The organism is Knoellia sp. S7-12 (assembly GCF_040518285.1).
Classification (GTDB): Bacteria; Actinomycetota; Actinomycetes; order Actinomycetales; family Dermatophilaceae; genus Knoellia.
The window spans coordinates 3,731,096-3,753,974 of sequence record NZ_CP155449.1; the positions used below are offsets into that span (position 1 = coordinate 3,731,096).

The following is a 22,879-nucleotide window of genomic DNA, read 5'->3' on the forward strand; positions in this document are numbered from 1 at the left end:
ACGGGCAACGCGGCTCGTCTCGGGAAAGAAAGTGGTTCAGCGCATGACGTCCACAGCGCCCGGCAGGCACGCACCCGCATCGCCCGATGATCTTGAGCAGCTGTCGCGCGAGGGGATCGTGGCGCGACGAGGGGCCTTCGATGTCGCGTGGGTGGACCGCCTCCACAGTGACGTCCTGGCTGCGTTCGAGGAGGCCCGTCACCGCGAGGGCGGAGCCATCGGGCGGGGACCGCAACGGTGGTACGTCGAGGTCCACCCCGAACAGCTCGACGGCTTCGTCGACCTGGTCACCCACCCGTGGGTGACCGGGATCTGCGAGTCCGTCCTCGGGCCGGACTACGAGATCGTCGAGATCGGGTTCGACATCCCGTTCCCGCGGTCCGCTGACCAGCCGTGGCACCGCGACTTCCCGTCTCCTGTGGAGACACATGGCCAGCGCCGCCTGACTTCCTTGGCGTTCAACATCAGCACGGTCGACACCACTGCGGACATGGGCCCCTTCCAGATCGCCCCCGGCACGCAGTACGAAGCCGGCCTGGACTGGCCACACCAGATGTTCCCGCCCAAATCAGAGTGGCCGCGCTTCAAGGAGATGTCGCAGCTGCGCATGCCGCAGCGAGGCGACATCTCGGCGCGCTCGGCACTGACGCTGCATCGAGGAACCGCAAACCACAGCGAGCTCGCCAGGCCAGTGGTGGTGCTCGGAGTCGATGCGCCCGGCGCGGGACACGCCGAACTGCACGACCTCATGGTCACCCAGCCCTTCTGGGACAGCCTCCCCGAGGAGGCGCGCCAGCACCTTGATGCGCGCGTCGTGGAGACGCTGGAGCCGATCGTCCAGAAGCACGACATCGAGGGTCTCGTCATGGGTGCCACGGACGACTGATCGGCGCGCGCCTCCTCAGATCGCGAAGTCCGTGCCTCCAGTGCGGCGAGGCTCGCTCTTCGCGTCAAGGGCGTTCTCGACCTGGTCGACTGCGTATGCCGGGTCGCGACTGCCGACCTTGCGCGCGGTCGTGAGGTGGCCACCGAGGTAGCCGGAGGCGCCGGCGACCGCGGCTCCGGCCAGCGCCGTGGCGACGCCCAGGCCGTGGCGGCGTCGCCCGCGTGCCACCCATGAGGTGAGGTAGAGGGTGGTCGCCACGACATTGAGTGCGCCGTGGAGTGCGCCGACGCGCTGCGCCTCGCGGCCCGTGCGTGACCACTCCGCCAAGCCGGTGAGGGCGGTGGGCCCGACGGCAGCCAGGCCGACGCCGACCAGTCGTCGGCTCGCGCCACGATCCTCCGGGCGGCCACGGAGGTCGAGGATCGACGCCGCCGTCCAGCACCCGAGCGGCACGTCGGTCAGCAGCGGATGCAGGGCGTGGCCGATGACTCCGGAGCGGAGCAACTCGCTGCCCGACCATCGGTCCAGAGGTTTGGCAGCCACTGCATAGACGGTGCGCAGGCGGTCGAGGCCCGCGTTCTGTTCGAGGCGCTGGGTGGCGGCGACGAGGGACGGCGTGGTCGGGAGGGTGCGGCCCGCGGTGTCCGTCTTGGCATGAGGTTCCATGGCGTCAGGACAGCACTGCGTCGACGGTCTTCTTGAGTGCGCTCGGCTGCTCCGGGCGGCGAGGTGCCCCCTCTTTTGCTTCAGCGAGCTCGGCCCCGATCTCGCGCAGTCGGGCGCGGGACAGGCCCTCGCGGACCTTGGGGAACCAGTCGTCTTCCTCTTCCTCCATGTGGTGCGTGACGTTCTCGATGAGCACCGTCGTCTTCGCCTCGAAGCGCTCGTCCTTGGGGGTCATCGTCACGAGCTCCATGACGAGCAGGTCGGCGACGTGGTGCTCCTCGTAGGACTCGAGCACGTCGTCCTCCAACTCGGGGAGGAGCTCGCGCACCCGTGGGTACATGACTTCGTTCTCGATGTAGGTGTGCACCGTGAGCAGCTCGATGATCTGCTCCACGAGCTTGCCCTTGCGAGCGTCGGTCGTCGTGGACTTCTGGAACTCGCGGAACAGGGCACGGACCTCCTTGTGGTCTGCCTTCAACATGACAATGGCGTCCTGCGACATGGGGTCTCCTCAAGGCACTTGTCGGGCAGGTCGGTTGAGCCGCCGATCACTCACGACGTACCCCGCGACTGAGGGACCGAAACGCGGGACGAGGCGCTCAACGCAACACGTCCGTGCGGTTCTGGGTAGCGTCCTCTTGTGGCTGAGGCGTGGAGCGTCCTTGATGAGGAACCGAAGGTGAACGGGGACACTGCGGTGGCCCGTGTCTCGACGAACCTCGACGACGGCAGGCTGACCACCTACTTCCGCAGCGACCTCGGCCGGCTCCTGTGCTTCGTGTCGAACGGCAGGCTGCCACACGAGCTAGCGATTTAGCGCGCAGCGTAGGCACACGCCACAGCGCGACTATCGTCCTAGCGCATGGGTGAGGAAGACAGGGACAAGCCCGACGCGGCGATGATTGCCCTACTCAACGACCGGGATGGGATCCCCACGACGGTGACGCTGCGAGACGGGCGCGAACTGACCGTCTGGAACATCGCCTGGGGGTATGACATCGGCGACGACTACGCCCACATCACGACCAACTGCAGCCCGTCCGTGGGGCTCCTGCCGTTGGACTTCTTCTACACGGACGAGGTCAACGAGATACGCGCCTCCGAGAGCGGGGCGGTCCTGCACCATCCGGAGCAATGACGCACGTTCGATTCGCATCAGCACATCAGCGGCATGACCGGATGTCTGTTGGTCAGAAGAAGTCGAGGGCGAATCGGCCCAGACGCTTCAAGGACGCGCCCAGGCTTCGGATGTAGCCGATTCCCGTGCGTTGGCCCTCACGCCATCCGCTCGCCGCAGCCGTGATCAGGGCGACGATTCCCACACCCCACGCCACGACAAGGACGGATGCCGGGTAGTCGGTGAGCCATGAAGATGCGAGGACGAGCCCTGAGGCCGCCAGAAGAACTAGCGCCAGCCCCGGGAGCACACTCACGACGAGTGGCGGCTCGCGGCTGGCGGACTCCATGACGGGAGCATAAGGCGGGCGCCCAACTAACCGGTTCGCGGCATGTCCGGACGACCTCGAACAGCCGAACCGGAGACATGCCGAATCAACCTCCCGAGTCACGATGATCATGACCACGATGACGAGGATGAAGACGAAGAGGAACAGCAGGAGCGGCGTCGACGATCCCTCATCGCTCGTCGACACTTTTTGCAGGCGGGGGCACGTCATCGTGACTTCCCTTGGGACTTCCAGACCCCGGTCGGCCACGGAGCAGACCGAACCGACAGCGGTTGGCGCGCCGGCGCAGCAGTTACCCGAATACCCTCATAGAGGGTCTAAACTACATAAGCGGCTGCCGCATTATCTAGTTTAGACCGTCTGTGAGGGCTTCTGATGCACTCGTTCGTCGACCTTGACCGAGTCCTCGGCGCTGTGCCAGCGCCCTTGGTCATGACGTTACGCGACATTGACCGCGGCCAAGGCAGCGAGGGGCTGTACCTCAACCAGGTACCCGACCTACTTACCGAGCTGGCCAACCGCGCTCGGGTCGCGAGCATCACTGCGTCGTCTGCCCTCGAGGGCGTCGTCGTCAAGAACCGCAGCCGTGCGGCCGCCATCATCGCCAACAAACCCATCGAGTTGCGCACCCGCAGCGAACAAGAGCTCGCCGGCTACCGTGCTGCCCTCGATTACCTCTTCGCCGAGGACTGGCGCCCCCTGAACGTCGGCCTGCTCCTTCACCTGCATCGGCTGCTGTTCGCGGATACCAAGGCCACCGGTGGAACCTTCAAGCAAAGCGACAACCTTGTCGTCGACCGGTCTCCCGACGGAATCCAGACCGTCCGATTCAAACCCGTCCCTGCCGCTCGCACCGAGTACTACGCCGCCGACCTCATCGACCGCTACGCCGAAGCCCTCAAGGCAAACCAGCACCACCCCGTGCTCCTCGTCGGCCTGTTCGTCTTGGATCTGCTCATCATCCACCCGTTCGACGACGGCAATGGTCGCGTGGCACGCGCGCTGACGAACGCCCTCCTCGCCGAGGCCGGGTATGGGGTCGGCCGCTACGTGTCGCTCGAACAGCTCATTGCCGAATCTGCCGACGACTACTACCAGGCGTTGCTTGACTCAACCCACGACTGGAACGACCACGCCAACGACCCGTGGCCCTGGCTGGCGTACTTCAGCAAACTCCTGGCTCGCGGCTACGCGCGGTTCGCTGAGGGTGTCGCCGCCGATAGGTCTGGAAGCACGAAATCGGAACGCGTCCGTGAGCACGTCTTGAGGCACGGTGCGCCCGTTTTTGCGATCTCCGATGTCAGAGCCGCGCTACCCGGAATCAGCGATCCCACCATCCGACTCGTCCTCAATGAGCTGAGGGACGAAGGGCTTCTCAAGCCACAGGGCACAGGACGCTCGGCCGTGTGGTTGCGTGTAACCAAGTAAGCCACTCGCCACACACCTTGCGGCAGTTCCGGACGTTTCAAACCGTCTTGGCGAACAGTCCGCAGTCACTACGGTTCTGTCATGGCCTGGATAGAGACGCACATCTTCGTGGATCCAATGGTGGACCTGCGATCAGAGGCTGACCGTGCCGGCGCTCTTGAAGCGGAGCTGGCGCGTGAGATCGGTCCGGGACATGTGTTGGACGGGCAACCGTGGAGGGTCGTTGCTGAAGCCACCCCTCAGGACGAGGTGCTGGTAGCGGCTGGCGATACAGCCTTCCTCGTTCACCTGACGTGGACGGGCCGCGCAGAGAGACCTCCTTGGCCCACGGCAGAGCGCGTCGACAGCGCTGTGGAGTTCGAGCGCCTCGTGGAGTTCAGGTACTAACGCAACGCGGCATTTGCGGACGTCCTGTGGATTTCGGGCCGGACGTCATCTCGGTCCCAATCGCCCTACAGGCCCCACGATGAGCGGTCGGTGCTAGGTCCACCGATCGACTTGAAGCAGGGGGCGTGAACGGGCGCCGGGACGTCGAGCTCGGTCTTGACCATGATGCCGGTGTCAGGCAGGTCGAAAACCTGAACGAACTGGATCTTGAACCCCGCAGCATTGACGCATTGGATGTACTTACGGGAAAGGTGGTCGGCAGTTTCCTCGCTGAGCGTGCTGCTGGGCCCCACATTGGTGGCAGTGCCCGCTGCATCTCGGGTGGACGAAGGGTCGGGCTGTTCACATGCGGCCAGCCCAGCAATGAGGCATATGGCGACTAGAGCTTGGCGAACCCTCATGATTGAGGGTCCCACCGATTGGACCGTTGCGGGCACGGATCGAAGCCTCACCTCAAGCACGTCCGGTCATCGGCACGACCGCGCGGAAGGCGGCAGATGCGAACGTTTTGCCCGGCGTGGCGACTTGGGGAATCCCGAGCGTGGCCTCGATACCAAGGTTGTCGGCCCCGCGCCCGCTTATGCTGTCGCCGCCGAATCGATGGTGAGGTTCAACGTGTCCGCCAGCCGCAGAAGGGCTGCGGAGTCGCCAGTCGCGGCTGCCGCTCGGAGCGCGAGTGTCGGACCGTGCAGCAACCGCCCTGCGGCGGCGTGAGCGGCTTCGTCCAGCGCCTCCGAAGACAGGTCCGGTGCCCTGCGAAGGAGTTCCACACGACAATCCAACTCGACCTGCTCGCGCAAAGCGCGGATTAGCGGTCCAGCGTCCCGCGCTGCCATGTCCTCAACGAACCGGTTGGCCGCGTCGAGAACCATCGTCTGCGCCTTGTGCACCGCGGCGAGGCCCGCCGGGTCGTTCTGCGCATCGTCGCTAAGTGCGGCCATCTCCACGACGGTAACCCCGGTTGTCCTGGCTACTAGGGGGTCCACGTTGCGGGGAACAGACAGATCGACCACCGTCAGTTCTCTGCTACGCCCACGCATCGCCTCGTGTACGTGCTCGACGGTCACCACAGGGTGGGCGGCCGACGTAGCGCAAATCAGCAGGTCTGCCTGCCTGATCTCATCTACGAGGGCACCGAGCGAGCACACGGCATCTGGGCCAGCCATCTTCAGGGCGTAGGCCTCGTTGCGCGCGGCCACACGGACCTGCTTCCCGAGCACTAGCAGCCGGTTGGTGGCCGCGGCAGCCATGTGACCTGAGCCAACGACCAGCGTCCGGGGATAGCTTGCCCCGGTGGATCTCTCCAGCCCAACGTCCACGGCCCGGCACGCGAGCGAGCGTCCGCGCTGACCGAGCTCAGTCTGGAGGTGGGCGCGCTCCGCGCTGCGTAGCGCCGCCGGAAAAAGACGCTCAACGTCTCGCCCGGTCATCCCGACAGACCGCGCCGTGCGGTACGCGCGCCGCACCTGAGCCTGAACGTCAGGTTCACCCACTACCCGAGACTTCAAACCCGCTGTCACCTGAAAAAGGTGTTCCACCACGGCGGCTCCTGCCCTGACCTCAACCACCGAATCCAGCTCAGCACGCGCAAGCCCCGCCCGACGCTCGAGCAACTCGATCGTGCGCAAAGCACCGGACCGCGCAGGCTGGCAGACGGTGTAGACCTCAGTCCGGCTGCAGGTCGAGAGCAGGACTGTGTCGCCGTCCCCATGCCCACGCAGATCCTCCAAGAACGTGGGCAGGTCGGTCTGACGGACTGCCACCCGCTCCAGGAGCTCCTGCGGCGCTTGGGCGTGAGAAATCCCGGCCATCACCAGTCGTCCGATCACGTGTGCTCCCCCTTCCCGCCCTCGTAGATGCTGCGACTCGCACGACCGTAAGGCCACGACCTTTTGGAAACCTGTGCAGTCGCCCTGGCAGCGTGGCAGCAACGAGAACACCAACGGGCTGCTGCGTCAGTACCTGCCCCGCCGGCTCGACTTCCGCACCCTCACCCAAACCGACTTCGACGCCATCGCCGAAGAGCTGAACAACCGACCTCGACAAACCCTGGGCTTCAAGACACCATCAGAATCACTAGCGGAGGCGTTGCGCTGACCGCCTGAACCCGCACGCATGAGCGGACGCTGGTGCTCATGGCGCGGGCGATGGTTGGCCCACCGGGTGTAGAGATCCGACAACAACCGGTCGTTTCTGGCGCGATGAAAAGCAGAGCCGTCCATGATGCGTTGCCGGACGCACTACGCGACCGAAAACCGGTGCGGCTGTCCCGGAGCAAAGTCAGTCCATGCCCACAATCAGTCGCTGCGCTGTCGGTGACTGTCGGGGATCTGAGCCTTGGCGGCGTGGTCGACGTGGTCGGGGACGTGAATCGCACCGACGTCCTCGCCGGGACGCGCGACGACGAACTGGCCCATCAGTCCTTGGTCCTCATGCCTCAACAGGTGGCAGTGGAACATGTAGGGGCTCTTGGCGTCGGCGAAGTCAGTGAAGCGCATCCGCAGCTCGACGCTCTCGTTCGGCGCGATGAGGATGGTGTCCTTCCACCCGGCGAGGACAGCGGGAGGTGGGCCGCCGGCATACCGGATCACTTGGAACAGGACGTCGTGGATGTGGAAGTTGTGGACCTGGCCATCTGAGTTGGTGACGTCCCAGACCTCGGTGGCACCCATGCGAGAGACGATGTCCACGCGCTCCAGGTCCATCTTGCCGAAGTTCGTGCTGCTGCCGTTGAGGCTGATCTGGCGCGTGGCTCCAACGAGGTCGTCAGCGAGGTCGGGGGCAGGCGCAAGGGTTGCCGGGACCACCGGGCTGGGGCGCAGGGTCGCGGCTCCGCGAAGCTCAAGGACGTCAAGTCGGTCCGTGTCGCCGGTGAAGCGGTTGGTGCCGGCGTAGGGCGGGGTGCTCTGCAGGACCGTCCGTTCGCCGGGACGCACGTCGACGACGATCTCGGCACGCTCACCCGGCGAGAGGAGCAACTCGCTCGTCTCCACGGGCTTCGGGAGCAGGCCACCGTCACTGGCGACAACGGCATACGCCCGGTTGTCGCCGAAGTGGAAGCGATAGACGCGGGCATTCGAGCCGTTGACGAGGCGGAGGCGCACGCGCTCGGTCGTCGCCTCGAGGAACGGGCCGGGCGTGCCGTTGACCAGGACGGTGTCGCCGAGGATGCCGGCCGACTGGAAGAGGCCGTTCGTGTCATCGAGCTTGTCGCCGTCAAAAGCCTTGTCCTGGACCAGGATCGGGAAGTCATCGACACCATAGGACCTGGGCAGGGCGACGTCACGGTCGTCATCGACGATGAACATGCCGGCGAGCCCGCGATAGACGTGCTTGGCGGTCTCGCCGTGCGGGTGTGGGTGATACCAAAGGGTGGCGGCGGGCTGGTCGACCTGCCAGTGGGGTGACCAGCTGGCGCCGGGATTGATCGGCTGGTGCGGGCCGCCATCCATGGCCGCGGGCAGATGCATGCCGTGCCAGTGCACGGTCGAGGTTTCGTCGAGCCGGTTGGTGACGTTGACCCTGACCTGCTCGCCCCGGGTCGCCCTCAGCGTCGGGCCGAGGAAGGAGCTGTTGAAGCCCCACGTCGGAGTCTTGGCGCCTCGGCCGAGGTCAGTCTCGCCCGCCTGCATTGCAAGTTCGAAGGTGCGCACACCGTGCGCGTCGACGGTCGACTTCGCGAGCGGAGGGATCGTGAGCGGCCGGTCGAAGTCGACCTCACCGATCGTGTCGATGCTCGCGTTGGCAAACGACCAGGCGATGTATGCCGCGAACCCGCCGATGGCGAGCACGACAACGGTGACGACGGCGGCGAAGAGCTTCAGTGCGGTGCGCATGACTCCACCGTCACGGTCACTTCGGGCCGCGAACAGGGCTTTCGGGGTGCCCTCAGGGCCCCACTCAGGGGCGCATCCGGGTGCACCCCCAGATTCGGCACGGCGATGTTCACCCGGTCACAAATTGGCTACGCAGGCCACGTGCTACGCGCCTTCTGCGCCTTCACCCCTGAGGATTGCCCACAACGCAGGTTCGAGGGGGACCACATGGCAGGGAGTATCCGGCAGCGCATCGCGACCGTGATGGTGGCGACAGGAATGATGGTTGGGCTTGTCGCGTGCGGACCAGTCGACCAGGGCAACGACGAAGTGGCTGCGTCCGTGCCCAACATGGAGACGCCCACGACTGCGGTCACGACGAAGCCGAGCCACAGCCCGTCGACGACGCCCAGTACTGCCCAGCCGAAGCCCACCACGCTCACGCCCACGCCGACGTCCACGCCGAAGACAACGGCCCCGCCGAAACCCATACCCAGCGCAACGGCCAAGCCGAAGCCGAAGCCGAGTGCGTCGACAACGCCCACGCCGAAGGCCTCGACTCCTGCCTCCACCAAGCCCCCCACTGACGTGCCGGCCCGCGACAACCTCCTGTTCGGTGATCGCGGACCCAAGGTCCTGGCGATGCAGAAGCGGCTCTCCGACCTCGGCTACTGGCTCGGCGAGCCCGACAGTCGCTACGGCTTCCTCACTCAGCAAGCGGTCTGGGCCCTGCAGAAGTCCGCCGGACTGTCACGGGACGGCGATGTCGGACCGGCGACCCAGAGGGCCCTCACGAACGGCGTCCGCCCGAAGACGCGACTCCAGGGTGACGGCATCGACATCGACCTCCAGCGACAGATCCTGATGATCGTCCGCGGCGGGCAGGTGCAATACACCCTGAACACGAGCACCGGCAACGGCGACGAGTACAAGCAGAAGGATGGCGACACAGTCATTGCCCGCACTCCCAAGGGCACGTTCAAGGTCAACTACACCGTCGACGGGAAGGATGAGGGCTTCCTCGGTGAGATGTGGCGACCGCGCTACTTCAACCGCGGGTATGCCGTGCACGGCTCACCGTCGATCCCCGCCTACCCGGCCTCGCACGGGTGCGCTCGCGTCAGCAACGCAGCGATGAACATGATCTGGGCACGCGACCTCATGCCGAAGGGCGCCACCGTCCTCGTCCGCTGACCTGGCTGAGCGAAGATCAGCGAATCGACTGGGCGGCGCCGACCGATGCCTCACGGGGCAGGGTCTCGCGGGCACGGGCCCACGGGATCGTCGCCAACAGGCTCAGGAGTCCCGTCACGGCGAAGGCCAGGGCGAAGCTGCCCGAGTCGACGAGGACACCGGCGAGGATCGGCCCGACGATCGCGCCCGCATCGGCCGACATCTGGAACGCGGCGAGTGCCGGGCCGCCGTTGCGATCGCGCCCGATGACGTCGGCCATGCTCGCCTGCTGCGCCGGGTTGAGCGCACCTGATCCGATCCCGGCGACGATCGAGAGCGCGACCAGCACGGGGAAGGTCGTGGCAAAGCCGGTGGCAATCGTGGCGACACCCGCGACCGCGAGTCCACCGATGATGAAGGGGCGGCGGCCGATGCTGTCGCTGAGGCGCCCGGCCACGTTCATGCCGACCGCGTTGCCCGCGGCATAGATGGCGAGGACGGCCCCCGCCAGCCACGGCTCCTTGCCGATGTTGGCGGCCACGAAGAGCGGGATGATCGCGTTGCGTACCCCGAAGTTGGCCCACCCGTTGGCGAAGCCCGAGACGAGCCCTGCGCGAAAAGCGCTGTCCTGGAACGCCTCCCGTGCTGTCAAGACCGGGAGCACGGGTGCGTCGGGAGCGGGACGCAACGAGTGCCCACTGATGAAGATCGCGACGACAGCCGCAGCGACGACGAGCGCCGCGGCATACGCAAGGAAGGGCACACGCAGGCCGAACCCTCCGAGGGCGCCACCGACAGCGGGCCCACCGATGCCGCCGATGAGGAACGCCGACCCATAGGCCGACGAGACGCGACCACGGATGGCTGGGGGCGCAAGACGCACGATCAGCGCGGTCGCCGAGATGGTGAACATCACCGACCCGATGCCCCCGAGCCCCCGGAAGACGAGGAGCTGCCAGTAGGACTGCGCGAAAGCCGTGGCCGCAGTCGAGGCGGCGACGATGAGCAGCCCCGCGAGATAGATCGGTCGCTCACCGAGCCGGACGATGAGGGCGCCACCTGCGGGGGCAAAGATCAGGCGGAAGAACGCAAAGACGCTGACCACGATCGCGCTGGCCGTCGCGCCGACGCCGAAGCTCTGTGCGAACTGAGGCAGCACGGGGGTGATGAGGCCGAAGCCGAGCGCGATGACGAACGCGGAGGCGACGAGAACCCAGATCTCGCGCGGGATGCGGGCACGCTCGACCGGCGCGGGAGTGGGGGTGGTCATGGCAGGGACAAGTATGCCAACCACCCCCGACATTCCCCGACCCGCAACTTCGGGCCCACCCCACCACTCGCACCCTCCGTCCCCAACTCACCAATTCCCCTCGTCCGGGACGGGACACGCCGTGTGTGTCGCGTCCCGGAGGGGAGGAATTGGCGAGTTAGGGACGAGCGGCAGAGATGAGGGCAGCGGCGATGGGGACGACTGATCCGAGCACGACCAACGTGTCGGCCAGGCGCCACGGAGCGGGGGCGAACCACGTCCGCCTCGACGCCGAAGCGAACCCACGCGCGTCCATGGCGACGGCGAGGTCGGCCGCCATCCGGAGCGTCCGCACGAGCAACCCGAACGTCACCGTGGCCAGATCGCGCACCAGCGCCACGGGGCGACGCGTATCCAGGCCGAGCCCACGCACCCGCCTGGCCAACGAGATCTCCGACCACACCGCGCCGAAGGTGTGCACCCGCTGCAGTGCCGCGGCGAGGGCGACGACGGGACGGGCCGGCATACGCAGGCGTTGGGCGAGATGGTCGCCCAGACGATCGGGGTCGACGAGCGGCAGCAGCACAGCCGACGGCAGCACGATGATGAGGACGCGCAGCGCCGCGGTGAAAGCCGTGGTCGAGTCGTGCCCACCGAGGAGCCACGTCGACCATCCGACCGAGAGGGCACCGAGCACCCCGGGGAGCAGCCGCAGGACGACCCGACGCAGCCGCCCCTTCGGACGGTCACCGACACCGGGAGCACACAGCGCCACGCACGCCAGCACCACCTGGACCGCCAGCACCGTGAGTGACGTGTGCCAGTGCCCGGGGATGACGCCGGCAGGGATCGCGACCAGCGCACCGACAAGCAGCGCGAGCGGCCCGGCGTGGGCGGCGAGCACGCGCCGAGGCTGCGGGGGCGGCGGCTCCTTGGGCGGCGACGCGAGTTCGACGACATAGTCCGAGCGCTTGATGAGCGCAGCGTCGTGGGTCGAGACGAGCACCGCACCCCCGGCGGCGCGATAGGAGTCGAGCAGCCCGACGACTGCGGCCCACGTGTGCCGGTCCTGCCCGACGGTGGGTTCGTCGGCGAGGAGCAGTGGCGGCTGGTGCAGGATCGCCGACGCGATGGCAAGGCGACGTTGCTCACCGCCGGACAGTTCGCGCGGGTCGGCCCCCCCGAGATGACTCAGGCCGAGGGTGGTGAGGAGTGCGTGGGCTTCGACGACGCGCTCGGCCGACTCCTCGCCCAGGGCTCGGCTCGCGACGAGGACCTCGTCGAGCACGGTGCGCCCGATGATCGTCGAACTCGACCACTGCGGCACCCAGCCGACGTCGGCAGCCAGCTCCCGGGTCGACAGGTCGGCCACCGGCGCAGCGCCAGCGTCGATCGAGCCGGCGACCGGCTTCAGCGCACCCGCGAATCCCAGCAGCACCGTCGACTTGCCCGAGCCGCTCGGCCCGACCAGCGCGGTGGCGGTGCCGGGGGCGGGAGTCAGCGCCGCCTCAAGCCGGGCCGCCGTGTGCGTGCGCGTCGACCCATCGAGGAGTCGGGTGGTCCGGTTGATGGTGAGTGGCGTCGCTGCGACCTCTTGCGTCCGGCGATCCGACGACCTGGCCATCAAGGTTGCGGACGTCAGAGGTGTGGGCGGCGGGGCGTCCGGCACCCAGATGCCCATGTCGAGCAGCCGCTGCCTCTCGCCGGTGAGCACGTCGTGCACCAGCCCGTCGGCGACAAGGACGCCGTCAGCGTCGAGGACGAGCATGCGGTCGACGAGCTCGAGCCACGGTCCGAGGACGTGCTCGACGACGACCGTCGTGATCGGGTATGCCGCGAGCGCACCTTCCACACTCGCCCTCACCTGGGCGGCGTGGCCGGGATCGAGCATGGCCGTGGGTTCGTCGAGAAGCAGCACGCTGGGCCGCAGTGCCAACGCACCCGCGAGTGCCAGCCGTTGCGTCTCGCCACCGGACAGGGCACCAGTCGGGGTGTCGAGCGGCATCGACAACCCCACCGCAGCCACAGCGGCAGTGATGGCGGGCGGCATGTCCGCGCGCGGCATACCCACGTTCTCGAGACCGAACGCGACGTCGCGCCCGATCGAGGAGGCGACCACCCCGGCACCGGGTTCCTGGAGGACGAGCCCGACCTCGCCGGCTCGGGACCCGGGCGCGTGCCCGTCGATGACGACGGACCCCGACAACTCACCGGCGTCAGCGGTCTCGAGCAGCCCGGCGATCGCCCGGAGCAGCGTCGACTTGCCCGAACCACTCGGGCCGACGAGCAGCACCCGCTGGCCCGGGGTGAGCGACAGGGATACGTTGCGCAGCACCGGTTCTCGCCGACCGAACGGGCGCCACGTCACCCCCTCGAGGGTGACGTGGCCGCCCATGCCGCGATCAGCGCCGTCGACGGTGCCAGCCCCTCCACTGGCACCGGCGTCGGGCGTGACCACGTCAGACAGCGCGGTTCTCGCGGTGCTCCTGGCCGGGTGGGAACGCGTTGAGCGCGCCAGCCGCTGCCAGGGCCCGGGTGAGCAGCCAGCCACCGGCACCGGCGATGACCGCGCCCGAGAGGGCGAGGACCGCGGCGTAGGAGACCTTCCACGTGAAGGACCAGTCCTGGATCCAGGTGAACGACTCATAGAACGCGGCGAACGGACCGGCCATCGCGCCCGCGAGCATGGCGGCGGCGATGCCGAACGCGCGATAGCCGAGGAGTGCGAAGACGAGCTCGGTGCCCAGACCCTGGACGATGCCGGAGACGAGCGTCGTCGCGCCCCACTCCGTGCCCGGGATCATCGAGACGAGCGCCGCGACGACCTCGCAGAGGAGCGCCGCACCGGGGCGACGCACGACGAGACCGCCGACGACTCCGGCGAGGAACCAGGGCCCGGCAAAGAGGCCACCGAGCGGGGCGAACCCGAACGTGATGGCACTCAGCGGCCCGTTGTAGAACACGCCCCAACCCCAGAACGCGATGCCGAGGGCGGCGCCGAGGAAGGTGATCGTGAGGATGTCGACGGTCCGCCACCCCATGAGGGGACGGGTCGCGAGGATGCTTCGGGCGCGCAGGAATCCGCCGCCCGAGGTGGTGTTCGAAGCGTCGGCGGGTGCCGGCTCCGTCGTGTGTGTAGCCATGAAATTTTCTCCCGTGGTCTCCGGCGCAGGGCCGTTGGATACCTCGAGGAAGTGACTTCGCCGGCATACACGTCGTATGCCGTCTCAGTCACCTGAGACTCAGACTCCCTACGCCGGTGCGAACCGGATCAGGTGTGAGGGTCTGCGGTTGCCCGCACTCTCAGCGCTCGGAGCGCTCCCCTGTCGTTTGACGATGGTCACCCTACTCCCTGCCTGTGGCAGGGTGGAACGGAAGCAGGCCTGTCCTGGGCAGGCAACGCAACTCAAAGGAGTGACCATGGGCAGCATGGTGTGGAAAATCCTCGGAACCGGCTCGGCGATCCTGGCCGGAATCGCCGCGACCAAGGTGGCCGACCAGATCTGGCAGAAGGCCGGTCACGACACGTCGATCGACCCCAAGGACCCCGACTCCCCCGTCATGGCGGCGTTGGCGTATGCCGCGCTCACCGGCCTCGCAGCCGGCGTCGCCCGGACGCTCACGACCCGCAAGGCAGCGCAGTTCTATGCGAAGTCGGCCGGTCACAAGCCCGCCGAGATCACCGACCGCAACCTCTGAGTTGGTCCACGACATCTGAATTGGTCCACGACCTGTGAGTCGGACGCGCGTCGGCGACCGGGCACCTCGGTAGGCGTTCGTCTGCATCGATAACCCATAGGTGCGCAGCCCAACACCAATGGGTTGTCGAGCAGAACCACACCACCACACACTCGGTCGGACGCCCTTGAGCCATGCTCCCTGTGGACAACTCGACGCCAGTCAGCGGTCACCGCGCCATGGTGGCCCTATGAAGCGCGACACCACGGCCTCGACAACGGCCCGCGAGATCCTCCGCCGGGCTCGGCGACAGCAGGGCCTCACCCAGGCGGAACTGGCCGAGCGCGCGGGCGTGAGCCAGACCGTCGTCGCGAGATACGAGGCTCGGCAGCAGCAGCCGACGATCGCTGCCCTGGAACGGCTCGTCGCGGCGTGTGGCTATCAGCTCGCGTGGAGTGTGCGTCACGCGACCGACCCAGGTGCTGCGGACGGCGCGGCTGGAAAAGCATCCAGCGAGCGCTTTCCAGGACCGATCGGGAAAAGGCTGACCGCTCGGTTGGACGAGGTTCTCACCTTGCTCGCCTCGGCCGGTGCCACCGATCCCCGTCTCTATGGTGGTGTCGCGGACGGGACCGAGGCGGTCGGCTGCCGACTCCTCATCGGGGTCACGGTGCCGCCAGAGGCAGACCTGCTGCCCCTGATCGCAGCCTCGGGTCACATCGGACTCCTGCTCGGGTCCTCCGTCCACGTTCTGCGGCACACGGATGTGGCGGCATACGGCTACGACGACGAGGGGATACCCCTCGTCCCGGGAACAGCCCCGGCGATCGGGACACCGGCGCGATAGGCGAGGTGCAGGTGGCTCGGCGCAGCCAGGACAGTGAGGTCGGCTGGTCCGCCCACGGAGATGTGCCCGATGTCGCTGCGCCTCAGCGCCTTCGCAGACCCAGCCGTCGCCGCCCACACGGCTTCGCTCGGCGTCATGCCCATCTCGCGGACGGCCAGCGCGATGACGAAAGGCATCGAGCTTGAGTAGCACGTGCCCGGGTTGCAGTCGGTCGCCAGCGCCACGGACACGCCCGCGTCGATGAGTCGGCGGGCATCCGGATAGGGCGAGCGGGTCGAGAACTCCACCCCCGGGAGCAAGGTCGCGACCGTCGTGTCGGCCGCCCCGACCAACGAGTCGACGTCGGCGTCGGACAGGAACGTGCAGTGGTCGACGCTCGCGGCGCCGAGCTCCACGGCGAGCTGGACGCCGGGGCCATGACCGAGCTGGTTGCCGTGGACCCGCAGCCCCAGACCGGCCTCGCGCGCCGCGGTGAGGACCGCTCGTGACTCGTCCTGGGTGAAGGCGTGTGGCGAGTTCGGCTCACAGAAGACGTCGGCCCACTTCGCGTAGGGCGCACAGGCTTCCAGCATTGGTCCCGTCACGAGATCGACGTATGCCGCCCGGTCACCCCGCGCTTCCGGTGGCACCACGTGCGCGCCCAGGAATGTTGTCTCCGTGGTGAATTCACTCGCAATGCGCAGGGAGCGGGCTTCGTCCTCGACCGTGAGGCCGTAGCCACCCTTGATCTCGATGGTCGTCGTGCCCTGGTCACGCATCTCCCTGACCCGGCCGGCGACGAGCTCGCGGAGACGGTCGTCGGAGGCGCCGCGTGTGGCGGCGACCGAGACCCCGATACCGCCACCGTCGTAGCGCTCCCCCGTCATCCGGGCAGCGAACTCCGCTGAGCGGTCACCGTCGAAGACGAGGTGGCTGTGGCTGTCGACGAACCCGGGGAGGATGGCGCGGCCCTCGAGGTCGACCCGCCGATCCGCGTCCGGCGCGGAGATGGAGTCGCCGATCCATGCGACGCGACCGTCCTCGATGACGAGTGCGGCATCGGTGCGCAGGCCGAGCCCGGCATCGCCGGTGCCGTCACACGTGACGAGCTCCCCGATCCCGACGATCACCGTCGCGGCTGCATCACTCACTGCGCTCTCCTCACGGCGACGATGGCCTCGGAGACGATGTCGTCGATGGGTCCGAGCGGGTGGACCCCGCTGGAGACGATGCGACGCCCACCGACGATGACATCGGTGACGTCCGCGCCGGTCGCTCCGAAGATGATCTGGGCGGGAGCAACGCCACCGGTGCGGCGGCTGTCCGTGCGCACCGCGACGACGTCGGCCAGGGCACCGACTGCGATGCGGCCTCCGTCCCAACCGAGGCTGCGATAGCCCGCCGCCGTGCCCATCTCGAGCAGCGCGGCGACACCGAAGCGTCCGCGCTCGTTGCTCTTGAGCCGCTCGTGCATCTCGATGCCGCGGATCTCCTCGAAGGGGTCGATGACGGCGTGCTGGTCGGAGCCGAGGCTGAGCGGCACGCCCTGTGCCGCGAGCTCGCAGGCGGGTCCGATCCCGTCGGCGAGGTCACGCTCGGTGGTCGGGCAGAAGCAGGCACTGGCGCCCGAGCGCCCCATGAGGTCGAGGTCTATGTCGGACAGGTGCGTCGCGTGGACGGCAGTGAAGCCCTCCCCCAGCAGCCCGGCGTCGGTGAGGTGCTCGACCGGGCTGGCGCCATAGACGAGCTGCGTCGTGAGGTTCTCGCCCATCTGCTCACTCACGTGGGCGTGGACGGGCCGGTCGCCGACAACTGTGGCGAATTCCGCGAGCTGCTCACCAGTCAGGGCGCGCACCGAGTGGGCGGCGGCACCGATGCGCACCATTGCAGTGTCCTGCAGCGCATCCACGCGCTCGGCCCACGCCTGCACGGACCCGTCGGAGAACCGGACCTGCACTTCGTCGAGCGGCAGGTGCCCACCGGAGTCGAGGCCGCCGGACAGGTAGCAGGTGTCGAGCAGGGTGAGCCGGATCCCCGCCTCTTCGGCCGCAGCGATGAGGGCCGAACCCATGGCGTTGGGGTCGTCGTAGGGCTTCCCGTCCGGCCCGTGATGCAGGTAGTGAAACTCGCCGACCACGGTGTAGCCAGACGCCACCATCTCGGTGAACACCCCTCTGGCGAGGGCGAAGTAGGTGTCGGGATCGAGACGAGAGGTGACGGCATACATCTGGTCTCGCCACGTCCAGAAGTTGCCGCCGTCCCCGTGGGTCCGTCCACGGAGCATCCGGTGGAACGCGTGACTGTGCGCGTTGGCGAAACCGGGCAGAACGACGCCCCGCAGTCGGACATCGGTGTCACGCGGCTTGGTGTCCGTGGCGACCTCGGTGAACCGCCCGTCAGCCACCGTGAGCCGCACCCCGCGATGCACCTTGTCGGGCAGTTGCGCATGGTCACACCAGTAGGTCGTCACGCGTGCACCCCTGCCAGGTCCGTGAGGACCGTAGCGAGCGCTTCGACGCCGGCGAGGCAGTCCTGCGACGTCGCGAACTCCTCGGGTGAGTGGGAGATGCCGGTGGGGTTGCGGACGAAGAGCATGGCGGTCGGAACGCCGGCGTTGGCGAGGATCCCGGCGTCGTGTCCCGCTCCGGTCCCGATGACGGGTATGCCGCCCAGTCGCGTTGCGAGACGCCTCACCAGGGCGGGATCGAAGGGTGTCGGGCCGGTCCAGGAGTCCTCGATGAGGAGTCCGTCGAAGTCGGTGACCACCTCGCGGACGTCGTCGATGACCTGGCGCACGGCCGCCTCGTCGGCCCCTCTGGCGTCGAGCCAGCCCGTGACCTCGCTCGGGATGGCGTTGACCCCACCGGGAGTGACGGCGACCTTGCCGACCGTGGCGACACAGCCATGGGTCTCGGCGGAGCGGCGGGCGGCGATGACGGCGGCGGCAAAGCCGAGCATCGCGTCCTCGCGGTCCTCGAGGCGGGTCGTGCCGGCGTGGTTGGCCTCGCCGAGCGTGCGGATGCGCCAGCGGCCGTGGGGCCAGATGTCACTGCCGACGGCAACCGGGGTGTCGACGTCGAGGTCGGAGAGGAGGCGGCCCTGCTCCACGTGGAGCTCGACGAAGGCACCCACCCGCCGGAGCGTCTCGGAGTCCGGCCCGAGGGATTCGGGGTCACGGCCGGCGGCACGCAGCGCCTCGGCCATCGACACACCCTCGCCGTCGGTGAGCGAGCGGGCCCGATCAGCTGTCATCGCCCCGGTGAGGACCCGCGAGCCCGCACACGCCACACCGAACCGAGCACCCTCCTCGTCCACGAAGTTCACGACTCCAATGGGTCGATCTGGCTCAAAACCATTGTCCCGCAGCGCATCCAGCGCGGCGAACGCCGACACGACACCCAGCGGACCGTCGAACGCGCCACCGTCAGGCACAGAGTCGAGGTGCGAGCCCGTGACGATGCCGGGACGACCGGCCGCCAGCGCCTCATCGGGGTCTCCCCACCACGCCCACTGGTTGCCGACCCGGTCCACGGTGACGTCGAGGCCCCGCGCCTGCGCCTGTCCGACGAACCACTCACGCAGCGTGTGGTCCTCGCGGGACCAGGCGAATCGGTGGTAGCCGTTGGTCCTGCCATCACGACCGAGCGGCGTCAGGTCGCGCCACATCGAGCCAAAGGTCCCCGTCTCGTTGCTCACCCCGCCATTCCACACCCCGGAGGGGGTTTCGCGCGCAGGCGGCACGGCATACTCGTCTGAAATCCCAGACGGTGAGCCGCGCCTAGAGTGCTGACATGAGCGAAGCCACCGAGTCCGACGGCGCGCGGCGAGCACGCGAGGCCCTCGAAGCCAGCGGTATCGAGCACCGGATCACCGTGTCGACCCAACGCGCCTCGTCCCTCGCCGAGGCGGCGGAGCAGCGCGGGATCGAGCCACGCGACATCGTGAAGTCGCTCGTCGTGCGTCGCGGGTCGGGCGACTATGTGTTCGTCCTCGTTCCCGGCGACCGCGAGATCTCGTGGCCCAAGCTGCGCGCCCAACTGGGCGTCAACCGGTTGTCGATGCCGCCGGCCGACAAGGCGAGGGAGGCTACGGGCTACGAGCGCGGCACGATCACGCCGTTCGGGTCGACGACGGCCTGGCCGGTCATCGCCGACGCGACCATCGTCGGTCGGACGGTCTCGATGGGCGCCGGTGCCCACGGGACCTCGGTGACCCTGGCCGCCGACGACCTGGTCCGAGCACTCGCAGCAGAGGTCGCCGACGTCACCGACCCCACCTGACCCCGAGATGAGTCAGGTGCCGTTGTTCAGGAGGTCCTTGGCGAGCTGCGGCGGGAGGTAGTCGTAGCGAGCGAACCGGCGGGTGAACGTGCCCGTGCCGTGCGAGACCGAGCGCAGGTCGATGGGGTAGCGCGACAGCTCGAGCGCCGGGATCTCGGCGTGGATCACGGTGCGCCCTTCGTGGGCCGCGGGTTCGGTCCCGTGCACCTGACCCCGTCGACCTCGAAGGTCGGTGAGTGCCGAACCCACGGACTCGTCGGCGACCTCGATGTCCACGGCGTCGATCGGTTCGAGCATCGAGACGGTGCCTTCGTTGGCGGCCTCGCGCAGGGCCTGGCCGGCCGCGGTCTGGAAGGCCATGTCGGACGAGTCCACCGAGTGCGCCTTCCCGTCGAGCAGGGTCACCCGCACGTCGACCGCCGGATACCCGTTGAGGACACCGCGTTCGAGCTGCGCCCGTGCGCCCTTCTCGACCGATGCGATGTATTGGCGCGGCACCGAGCCACCGACGACCTTGTCGACGAACTCGAAGCCGGCGCCGCGCGGCAGGGGCTCGATCCGCAAACTGCAGACGGCGTACTGACCGTGCCCGCCCGACTGCTTCACGAGCCGCCCCTGCACCTCGCACGCACTGACAAACGTCTCGCGCAGGGCAGTCCGAAGCGGCTCTGCCTCGACGGCGACGTGGTGCTGTTCCTCCAGTGAGCGGGTGAGCACGGCGAGGTGGGCCGGTCCCATGGTCCAGAGCACGACTTGGTGGGTCTCGGCGTTGAGGTCGAGTCGCAGGGTGACGTCCTCGGAGACGAGAACCTGGAGCACCGACGCGAGCTTGTCCTCGTCGCCCTTGCTCTTGGCGTGGATGGCGACCGGCAGCAGCGGCTCGGGCAGCACCCACGGCTCCACGAGCGCCGGCTTCTTCGGCGACGACACCGTGTCCGTCGTCTCGGCTCCCGCGAGCCGGGACACGAGAACGAGGTCTCCCGCGATGGCTCTCGACTTGGGCTGGGACTCGTCACCCAGTGGAGAAGTGAGAGCGCCCACCCGGTCGAGATCCTCATCGTGGTCGTCATGACCACCGAGCCGCCCTTGCGCGAACTGCTGCAGATGGCCGGAGACGTGCACCGGTTCGTCGGGCCGCAGGGTCCCCGAGAAGACCCGCACCAGCGACTGCCTCCCGACAAAGGGGTCGGTCGTCGTGCGCACCACCTCGGCCACGAGCGGGCCGGCGGGATCACACGACACGGCACCGAAGTCGCCGCCGTTGGTCCTGAAGACGCGCGGCAGCGCGATGTCCACTGGTGAGGGCAGGCCGTGTTCGATGAGCTCGAGAAGCTCCTCGACGCCGACCCCACTCGTCGCATTGGTCGGCAGGACGGGGAAGAACCGAGCGGTCGCGACTGCCGTATGCAGATCGGTTCGCAGGGTCGCGACGTCGACCTCCTCGCCCTCGAGATACCTCTCGAGCAGCGTCTCGTCCTCGGACTGCTCGATGATCGCCTCGACGAGCACGCTGCGCCCCTGGGCGTCATCTCCCGACGCCGCAAGCAGGTCGACCAACCCGGTCACCGTGGTGCCCGGCCCGTCCGGTTGCACGGGCACCGCCACCGGCTGTGCGTCTCCGAAGACCCGGCGACAGGTCGCGACGGTCTCGTCGAAGTCCGCCCGCGCCTGCTCGAGTCGCGTCACGGCGATGGCACGCGGCATATCTGTCCCGGCACACTCGCGCCACAGCATCCGCGTCGCGTCGTCGAGCCCGTCAGCCCCCGAGATGACGAAGAGGGCGGCATCCGCCCCCCTCAACCCGGCTCGCACCTCGCCGACGAAGTCGGGGTTGCCCGGTGTGTCGATCAGGTTGACCACCACCTCCCCGCTGGCAAAGCTGGCCGCCGCGAGACCCGTCGAGGACTGCCGGTCATCGTCCTTGGGGCGCCGCCCCTCGACCCGGGCCGCGACGAGATGCTCGAAGAGCGTGCTCTTGCCCGCACCCGCCGGCCCGACGAGGACGACGTTGCGGATCTCCTGCGGACTGGCGGGAGCAGGTGCGTTCTCGGTGCCGGACGGTCGGTTCACCTGTCACACAGTGCTCCGGCTCACGCTGTCACACAAGAGCCAAGACCAAAGGCGGCGTATGCCGGGTGGTGAGCACCCGGCATACGCCGGCCTTGTCCTGGGTTGCTTTCTCAGGCCGGCTGGGCAGCCAGTTCCGGAGTGATGCGGCCGGCGTCGACCCAGGTCACGGGAACCCGACGCATCAGCAGGACGCAATCGATCGTGGCGCTGCCCGCCGGGACTCCGCCGCCCTCATAGAAGGAGGAGCGCACGGACTCGATCTCGGTGGGTTCGACGTGCCAGGCGTCAGTTCGCAACTCGATGCCGTTGAGGATGGTGTGCGCCCGGTTCGGGGACCAGCCGACGCTGCCACCGCGGAAGAACTCTGACGCGTCATTGACGTTGGCGAACAGTGCACTTCCGCGCAGTTCGTCAGTCACTCGCACGGCAACGTCGGCGCTGGCTCCGGCCCCTTCCTCGGTCTGGACGGCGACCCGCAAGCGCTCGGGTGACTCGTCGACCTCGAAGTCGGCAGAGCCGTGCGGGCCGGGAAAGAGGCGACCGCCAGCCAGGACGTTGAGTCGCGAGCCGCTGTCACGGCGCGGGATGTAGACCCCGGTGCGTCGGCCGGTCTCGTCGTCCCATTCCACGGCGATGCGGTGAGCCACGTTCTCGCTCCGGACTCCGATGACGGCTGGCAGGCCGGCGGGGCGCAGATCTGTGAGCCGCAGCAGGCAGATCCCTGCCACTGCCGATCCGTTCACCAATTGGGGTCTGAGCGGTGCCGGAACCCACGATCGCGCAACGGCGGCGTCGAGCCGATAGTTCACGAGGAGTCGGCGATCAACGACGCCGGTCAAGCGGGGGACGACCATGCCTCAGAGTAGGGCGACCCGCTCATCGCCACACCGCTCTTGGCTGGGTCAACCCTCGCCCATCTGGATGCGGATGACACCACCTCAAGTGGCCCATGGGC

General features: G+C 68.1%; 22 protein-coding genes, 1 pseudogene and 1 riboswitch. Of the genes and pseudogenes, 10 read left to right on the plus strand and 13 right to left on the minus strand.

What is annotated here, in order from left to right; all coding sequences use genetic code 11:
• The first annotated feature begins 43 nt into the window (after positions 1–43).
• On the plus strand, positions 44–886 hold the full coding sequence (locus V6K52_RS18030) for a phytanoyl-CoA dioxygenase family protein (protein ID WP_353951495.1): 843 nt from the start codon (positions 44–46) through the stop codon (positions 884–886).
• 15 nt (positions 887–901) lie between these two features.
• Here the strand turns inward: V6K52_RS18030 and V6K52_RS18035 are convergent, their stop codons facing one another.
• Complete coding sequence (locus V6K52_RS18035; protein WP_353951496.1) at positions 902–1,552, minus strand: DUF2231 domain-containing protein; 651 nt, start codon at positions 1,550–1,552, stop codon at positions 902–904.
• A 4-nt stretch (positions 1,553–1,556) separates the two neighbouring features.
• Complete coding sequence (locus V6K52_RS18040; RefSeq protein WP_353951497.1) at positions 1,557–2,054, minus strand: hemerythrin domain-containing protein; 498 nt, start codon at positions 2,052–2,054, stop codon at positions 1,557–1,559.
• 138 nt (positions 2,055–2,192) lie between these two features.
• Here V6K52_RS18040 and V6K52_RS18045 point away from each other — a divergent pair, with 138 nt between their 5' ends.
• Positions 2,193–2,369, plus strand: coding sequence for a hypothetical protein (locus V6K52_RS18045; RefSeq protein ID WP_353951498.1), 177 nt, complete (start codon positions 2,193–2,195; stop codon positions 2,367–2,369).
• 45 nt (positions 2,370–2,414) lie between these two features.
• The gene (locus V6K52_RS18050) at positions 2,415–2,690 is read left to right on the plus strand and encodes a hypothetical protein (RefSeq protein WP_353951499.1); all 276 of its coding nucleotides are present in this window, start codon (positions 2,415–2,417) and stop codon (positions 2,688–2,690) included.
• Between the two features lie 52 nt (positions 2,691–2,742).
• On the opposite strand, the gene V6K52_RS18055 is transcribed toward V6K52_RS18050, so the two are convergent.
• Complete coding sequence (locus V6K52_RS18055; protein ID WP_353951500.1) at positions 2,743–3,018, minus strand: hypothetical protein; 276 nt, start codon at positions 3,016–3,018, stop codon at positions 2,743–2,745.
• 375 nt (positions 3,019–3,393) lie between these two features.
• Here V6K52_RS18055 and V6K52_RS18060 point away from each other — a divergent pair, with 375 nt between their 5' ends.
• Together V6K52_RS18060 and V6K52_RS18065 are read left to right on the plus strand one after the other, a co-directional pair.
• Positions 3,394–4,446: a Fic family protein gene (locus V6K52_RS18060; RefSeq protein ID WP_353951501.1), complete on the plus strand. Its 1,053-nt coding sequence runs from the start codon at positions 3,394–3,396 to the stop codon at positions 4,444–4,446.
• An 81-nt stretch (positions 4,447–4,527) separates the two neighbouring features.
• Positions 4,528–4,833, plus strand: coding sequence for a hypothetical protein (locus tag V6K52_RS18065; RefSeq protein ID WP_353951502.1), 306 nt, complete (start codon positions 4,528–4,530; stop codon positions 4,831–4,833).
• 578 nt (positions 4,834–5,411) lie between these two features.
• Here V6K52_RS18065 and hemA read toward each other — a convergent pair.
• Positions 5,412–6,662 carry a glutamyl-tRNA reductase gene (gene hemA / locus V6K52_RS18070; protein WP_353951503.1) on the minus strand — a complete coding sequence of 417 codons (1,251 nt, stop codon included), beginning with the start codon at positions 6,660–6,662 and terminating at the stop codon, positions 5,412–5,414.
• A gap of 79 nt (positions 6,663–6,741) precedes the next feature.
• Between hemA and V6K52_RS18075 the strand changes: the two are divergent.
• Positions 6,742–6,930 (plus strand): annotated as a pseudogene (locus V6K52_RS18075) (IS30 family transposase); the annotation flags it as partial.
• Positions 6,931–7,130: 200 nt separating this feature from the next.
• On the opposite strand, the gene V6K52_RS18080 reads toward V6K52_RS18075, so the two are convergent.
• Positions 7,131–8,669, minus strand: a complete 1,539-nt coding sequence (locus V6K52_RS18080) for a multicopper oxidase domain-containing protein (RefSeq protein WP_353951504.1) — start codon at positions 8,667–8,669, stop codon at positions 7,131–7,133.
• A 207-nt stretch (positions 8,670–8,876) separates the two neighbouring features.
• Between V6K52_RS18080 and V6K52_RS18085 the strand changes: the two genes are divergently transcribed.
• Positions 8,877–9,842 (plus strand): L,D-transpeptidase family protein, encoded by a 966-nt coding sequence (locus V6K52_RS18085; RefSeq protein WP_353951505.1) that lies wholly within the window; start codon positions 8,877–8,879, stop codon positions 9,840–9,842.
• Positions 9,843–9,858: 16 nt separating this feature from the next.
• Here V6K52_RS18085 and V6K52_RS18090 read toward each other — a convergent pair whose 3' ends face one another.
• The 3 genes from V6K52_RS18090 to V6K52_RS18100 form a co-directional block, all read right to left on the minus strand.
• The gene (locus V6K52_RS18090; protein WP_353951506.1) at positions 9,859–11,091 is read right to left on the minus strand and encodes an MFS transporter; all 1,233 of its coding nucleotides are present in this window, start codon (positions 11,089–11,091) and stop codon (positions 9,859–9,861) included.
• Positions 11,092–11,248: 157 nt separating this feature from the next.
• On the minus strand, positions 11,249–13,528 hold the full coding sequence (locus V6K52_RS18095; RefSeq protein ID WP_353951507.1) for an ATP-binding cassette domain-containing protein: 2,280 nt from the start codon (positions 13,526–13,528) through the stop codon (positions 11,249–11,251).
• 1 nt (position 13,529) lies between these two features.
• Entirely contained in the window at positions 13,530–14,213 is a 684-nt protein-coding gene (locus V6K52_RS18100; RefSeq protein WP_353951508.1) for an ECF transporter S component, read from the minus strand.
• 88 nt (positions 14,214–14,301) lie between these two features.
• Positions 14,302–14,405, minus strand: a riboswitch (TPP riboswitch).
• Between the two features lie 85 nt (positions 14,406–14,490).
• Here V6K52_RS18100 and V6K52_RS18105 point away from each other — a divergent pair.
• Both V6K52_RS18105 and V6K52_RS18110 read left to right on the plus strand, forming a co-directional pair.
• Complete coding sequence (locus V6K52_RS18105; RefSeq protein WP_353951509.1) at positions 14,491–14,769, plus strand: DUF4235 domain-containing protein; 279 nt, start codon at positions 14,491–14,493, stop codon at positions 14,767–14,769.
• A gap of 229 nt (positions 14,770–14,998) precedes the next feature.
• Positions 14,999–15,595, plus strand: coding sequence for a helix-turn-helix transcriptional regulator (locus V6K52_RS18110; RefSeq protein WP_353951510.1), 597 nt, complete (start codon positions 14,999–15,001; stop codon positions 15,593–15,595).
• Here the strand turns inward: V6K52_RS18110 and hutI are convergent.
• The 3 genes from hutI to V6K52_RS18125 are packed head-to-tail and all read right to left on the minus strand — an operon-like array spanning position 15,529 to position 19,240.
• Entirely contained in the window at positions 15,529–16,725 is a 1,197-nt protein-coding gene (hutI, locus tag V6K52_RS18115) for an imidazolonepropionase (protein ID WP_353951511.1), read from the minus strand. The genes V6K52_RS18110 and hutI overlap by 67 nt on opposite strands.
• The gene (locus V6K52_RS18120; protein ID WP_353951512.1) at positions 16,722–18,044 is read right to left on the minus strand and encodes a formimidoylglutamate deiminase; all 1,323 of its coding nucleotides are present in this window, start codon (positions 18,042–18,044) and stop codon (positions 16,722–16,724) included. Before V6K52_RS18120 ends, hutI begins: the two co-directional genes overlap by 4 nt.
• On the minus strand, positions 18,041–19,240 hold the full coding sequence (locus tag V6K52_RS18125; RefSeq protein WP_353953806.1) for an allantoate amidohydrolase: 1,200 nt from the start codon (positions 19,238–19,240) through the stop codon (positions 18,041–18,043). The genes V6K52_RS18120 and V6K52_RS18125 overlap by 4 nt, the downstream gene beginning before the upstream one ends.
• Positions 19,241–19,365: 125 nt before the next feature.
• Between V6K52_RS18125 and V6K52_RS18130 the strand changes: the two genes are divergently transcribed.
• Positions 19,366–19,854: a YbaK/EbsC family protein gene (locus V6K52_RS18130; RefSeq protein ID WP_353951513.1), complete on the plus strand. Its 489-nt coding sequence runs from the start codon at positions 19,366–19,368 to the stop codon at positions 19,852–19,854.
• Positions 19,855–19,866: 12 nt separating this feature from the next.
• Here V6K52_RS18130 and V6K52_RS18135 read toward each other — a convergent pair whose 3' ends face one another.
• Together V6K52_RS18135 and V6K52_RS18140 are read right to left on the minus strand one after the other, a co-directional pair.
• The gene (locus V6K52_RS18135; RefSeq protein ID WP_353951514.1) at positions 19,867–21,924 is read right to left on the minus strand and encodes an elongation factor G-like protein EF-G2; all 2,058 of its coding nucleotides are present in this window, start codon (positions 21,922–21,924) and stop codon (positions 19,867–19,869) included.
• Between the two features lie 110 nt (positions 21,925–22,034).
• Complete coding sequence (locus tag V6K52_RS18140) at positions 22,035–22,778, minus strand: DUF2071 domain-containing protein (RefSeq protein ID WP_353951515.1); 744 nt, start codon at positions 22,776–22,778, stop codon at positions 22,035–22,037.
• Between the last annotated feature and the right edge of the window lie 101 nt (positions 22,779–22,879).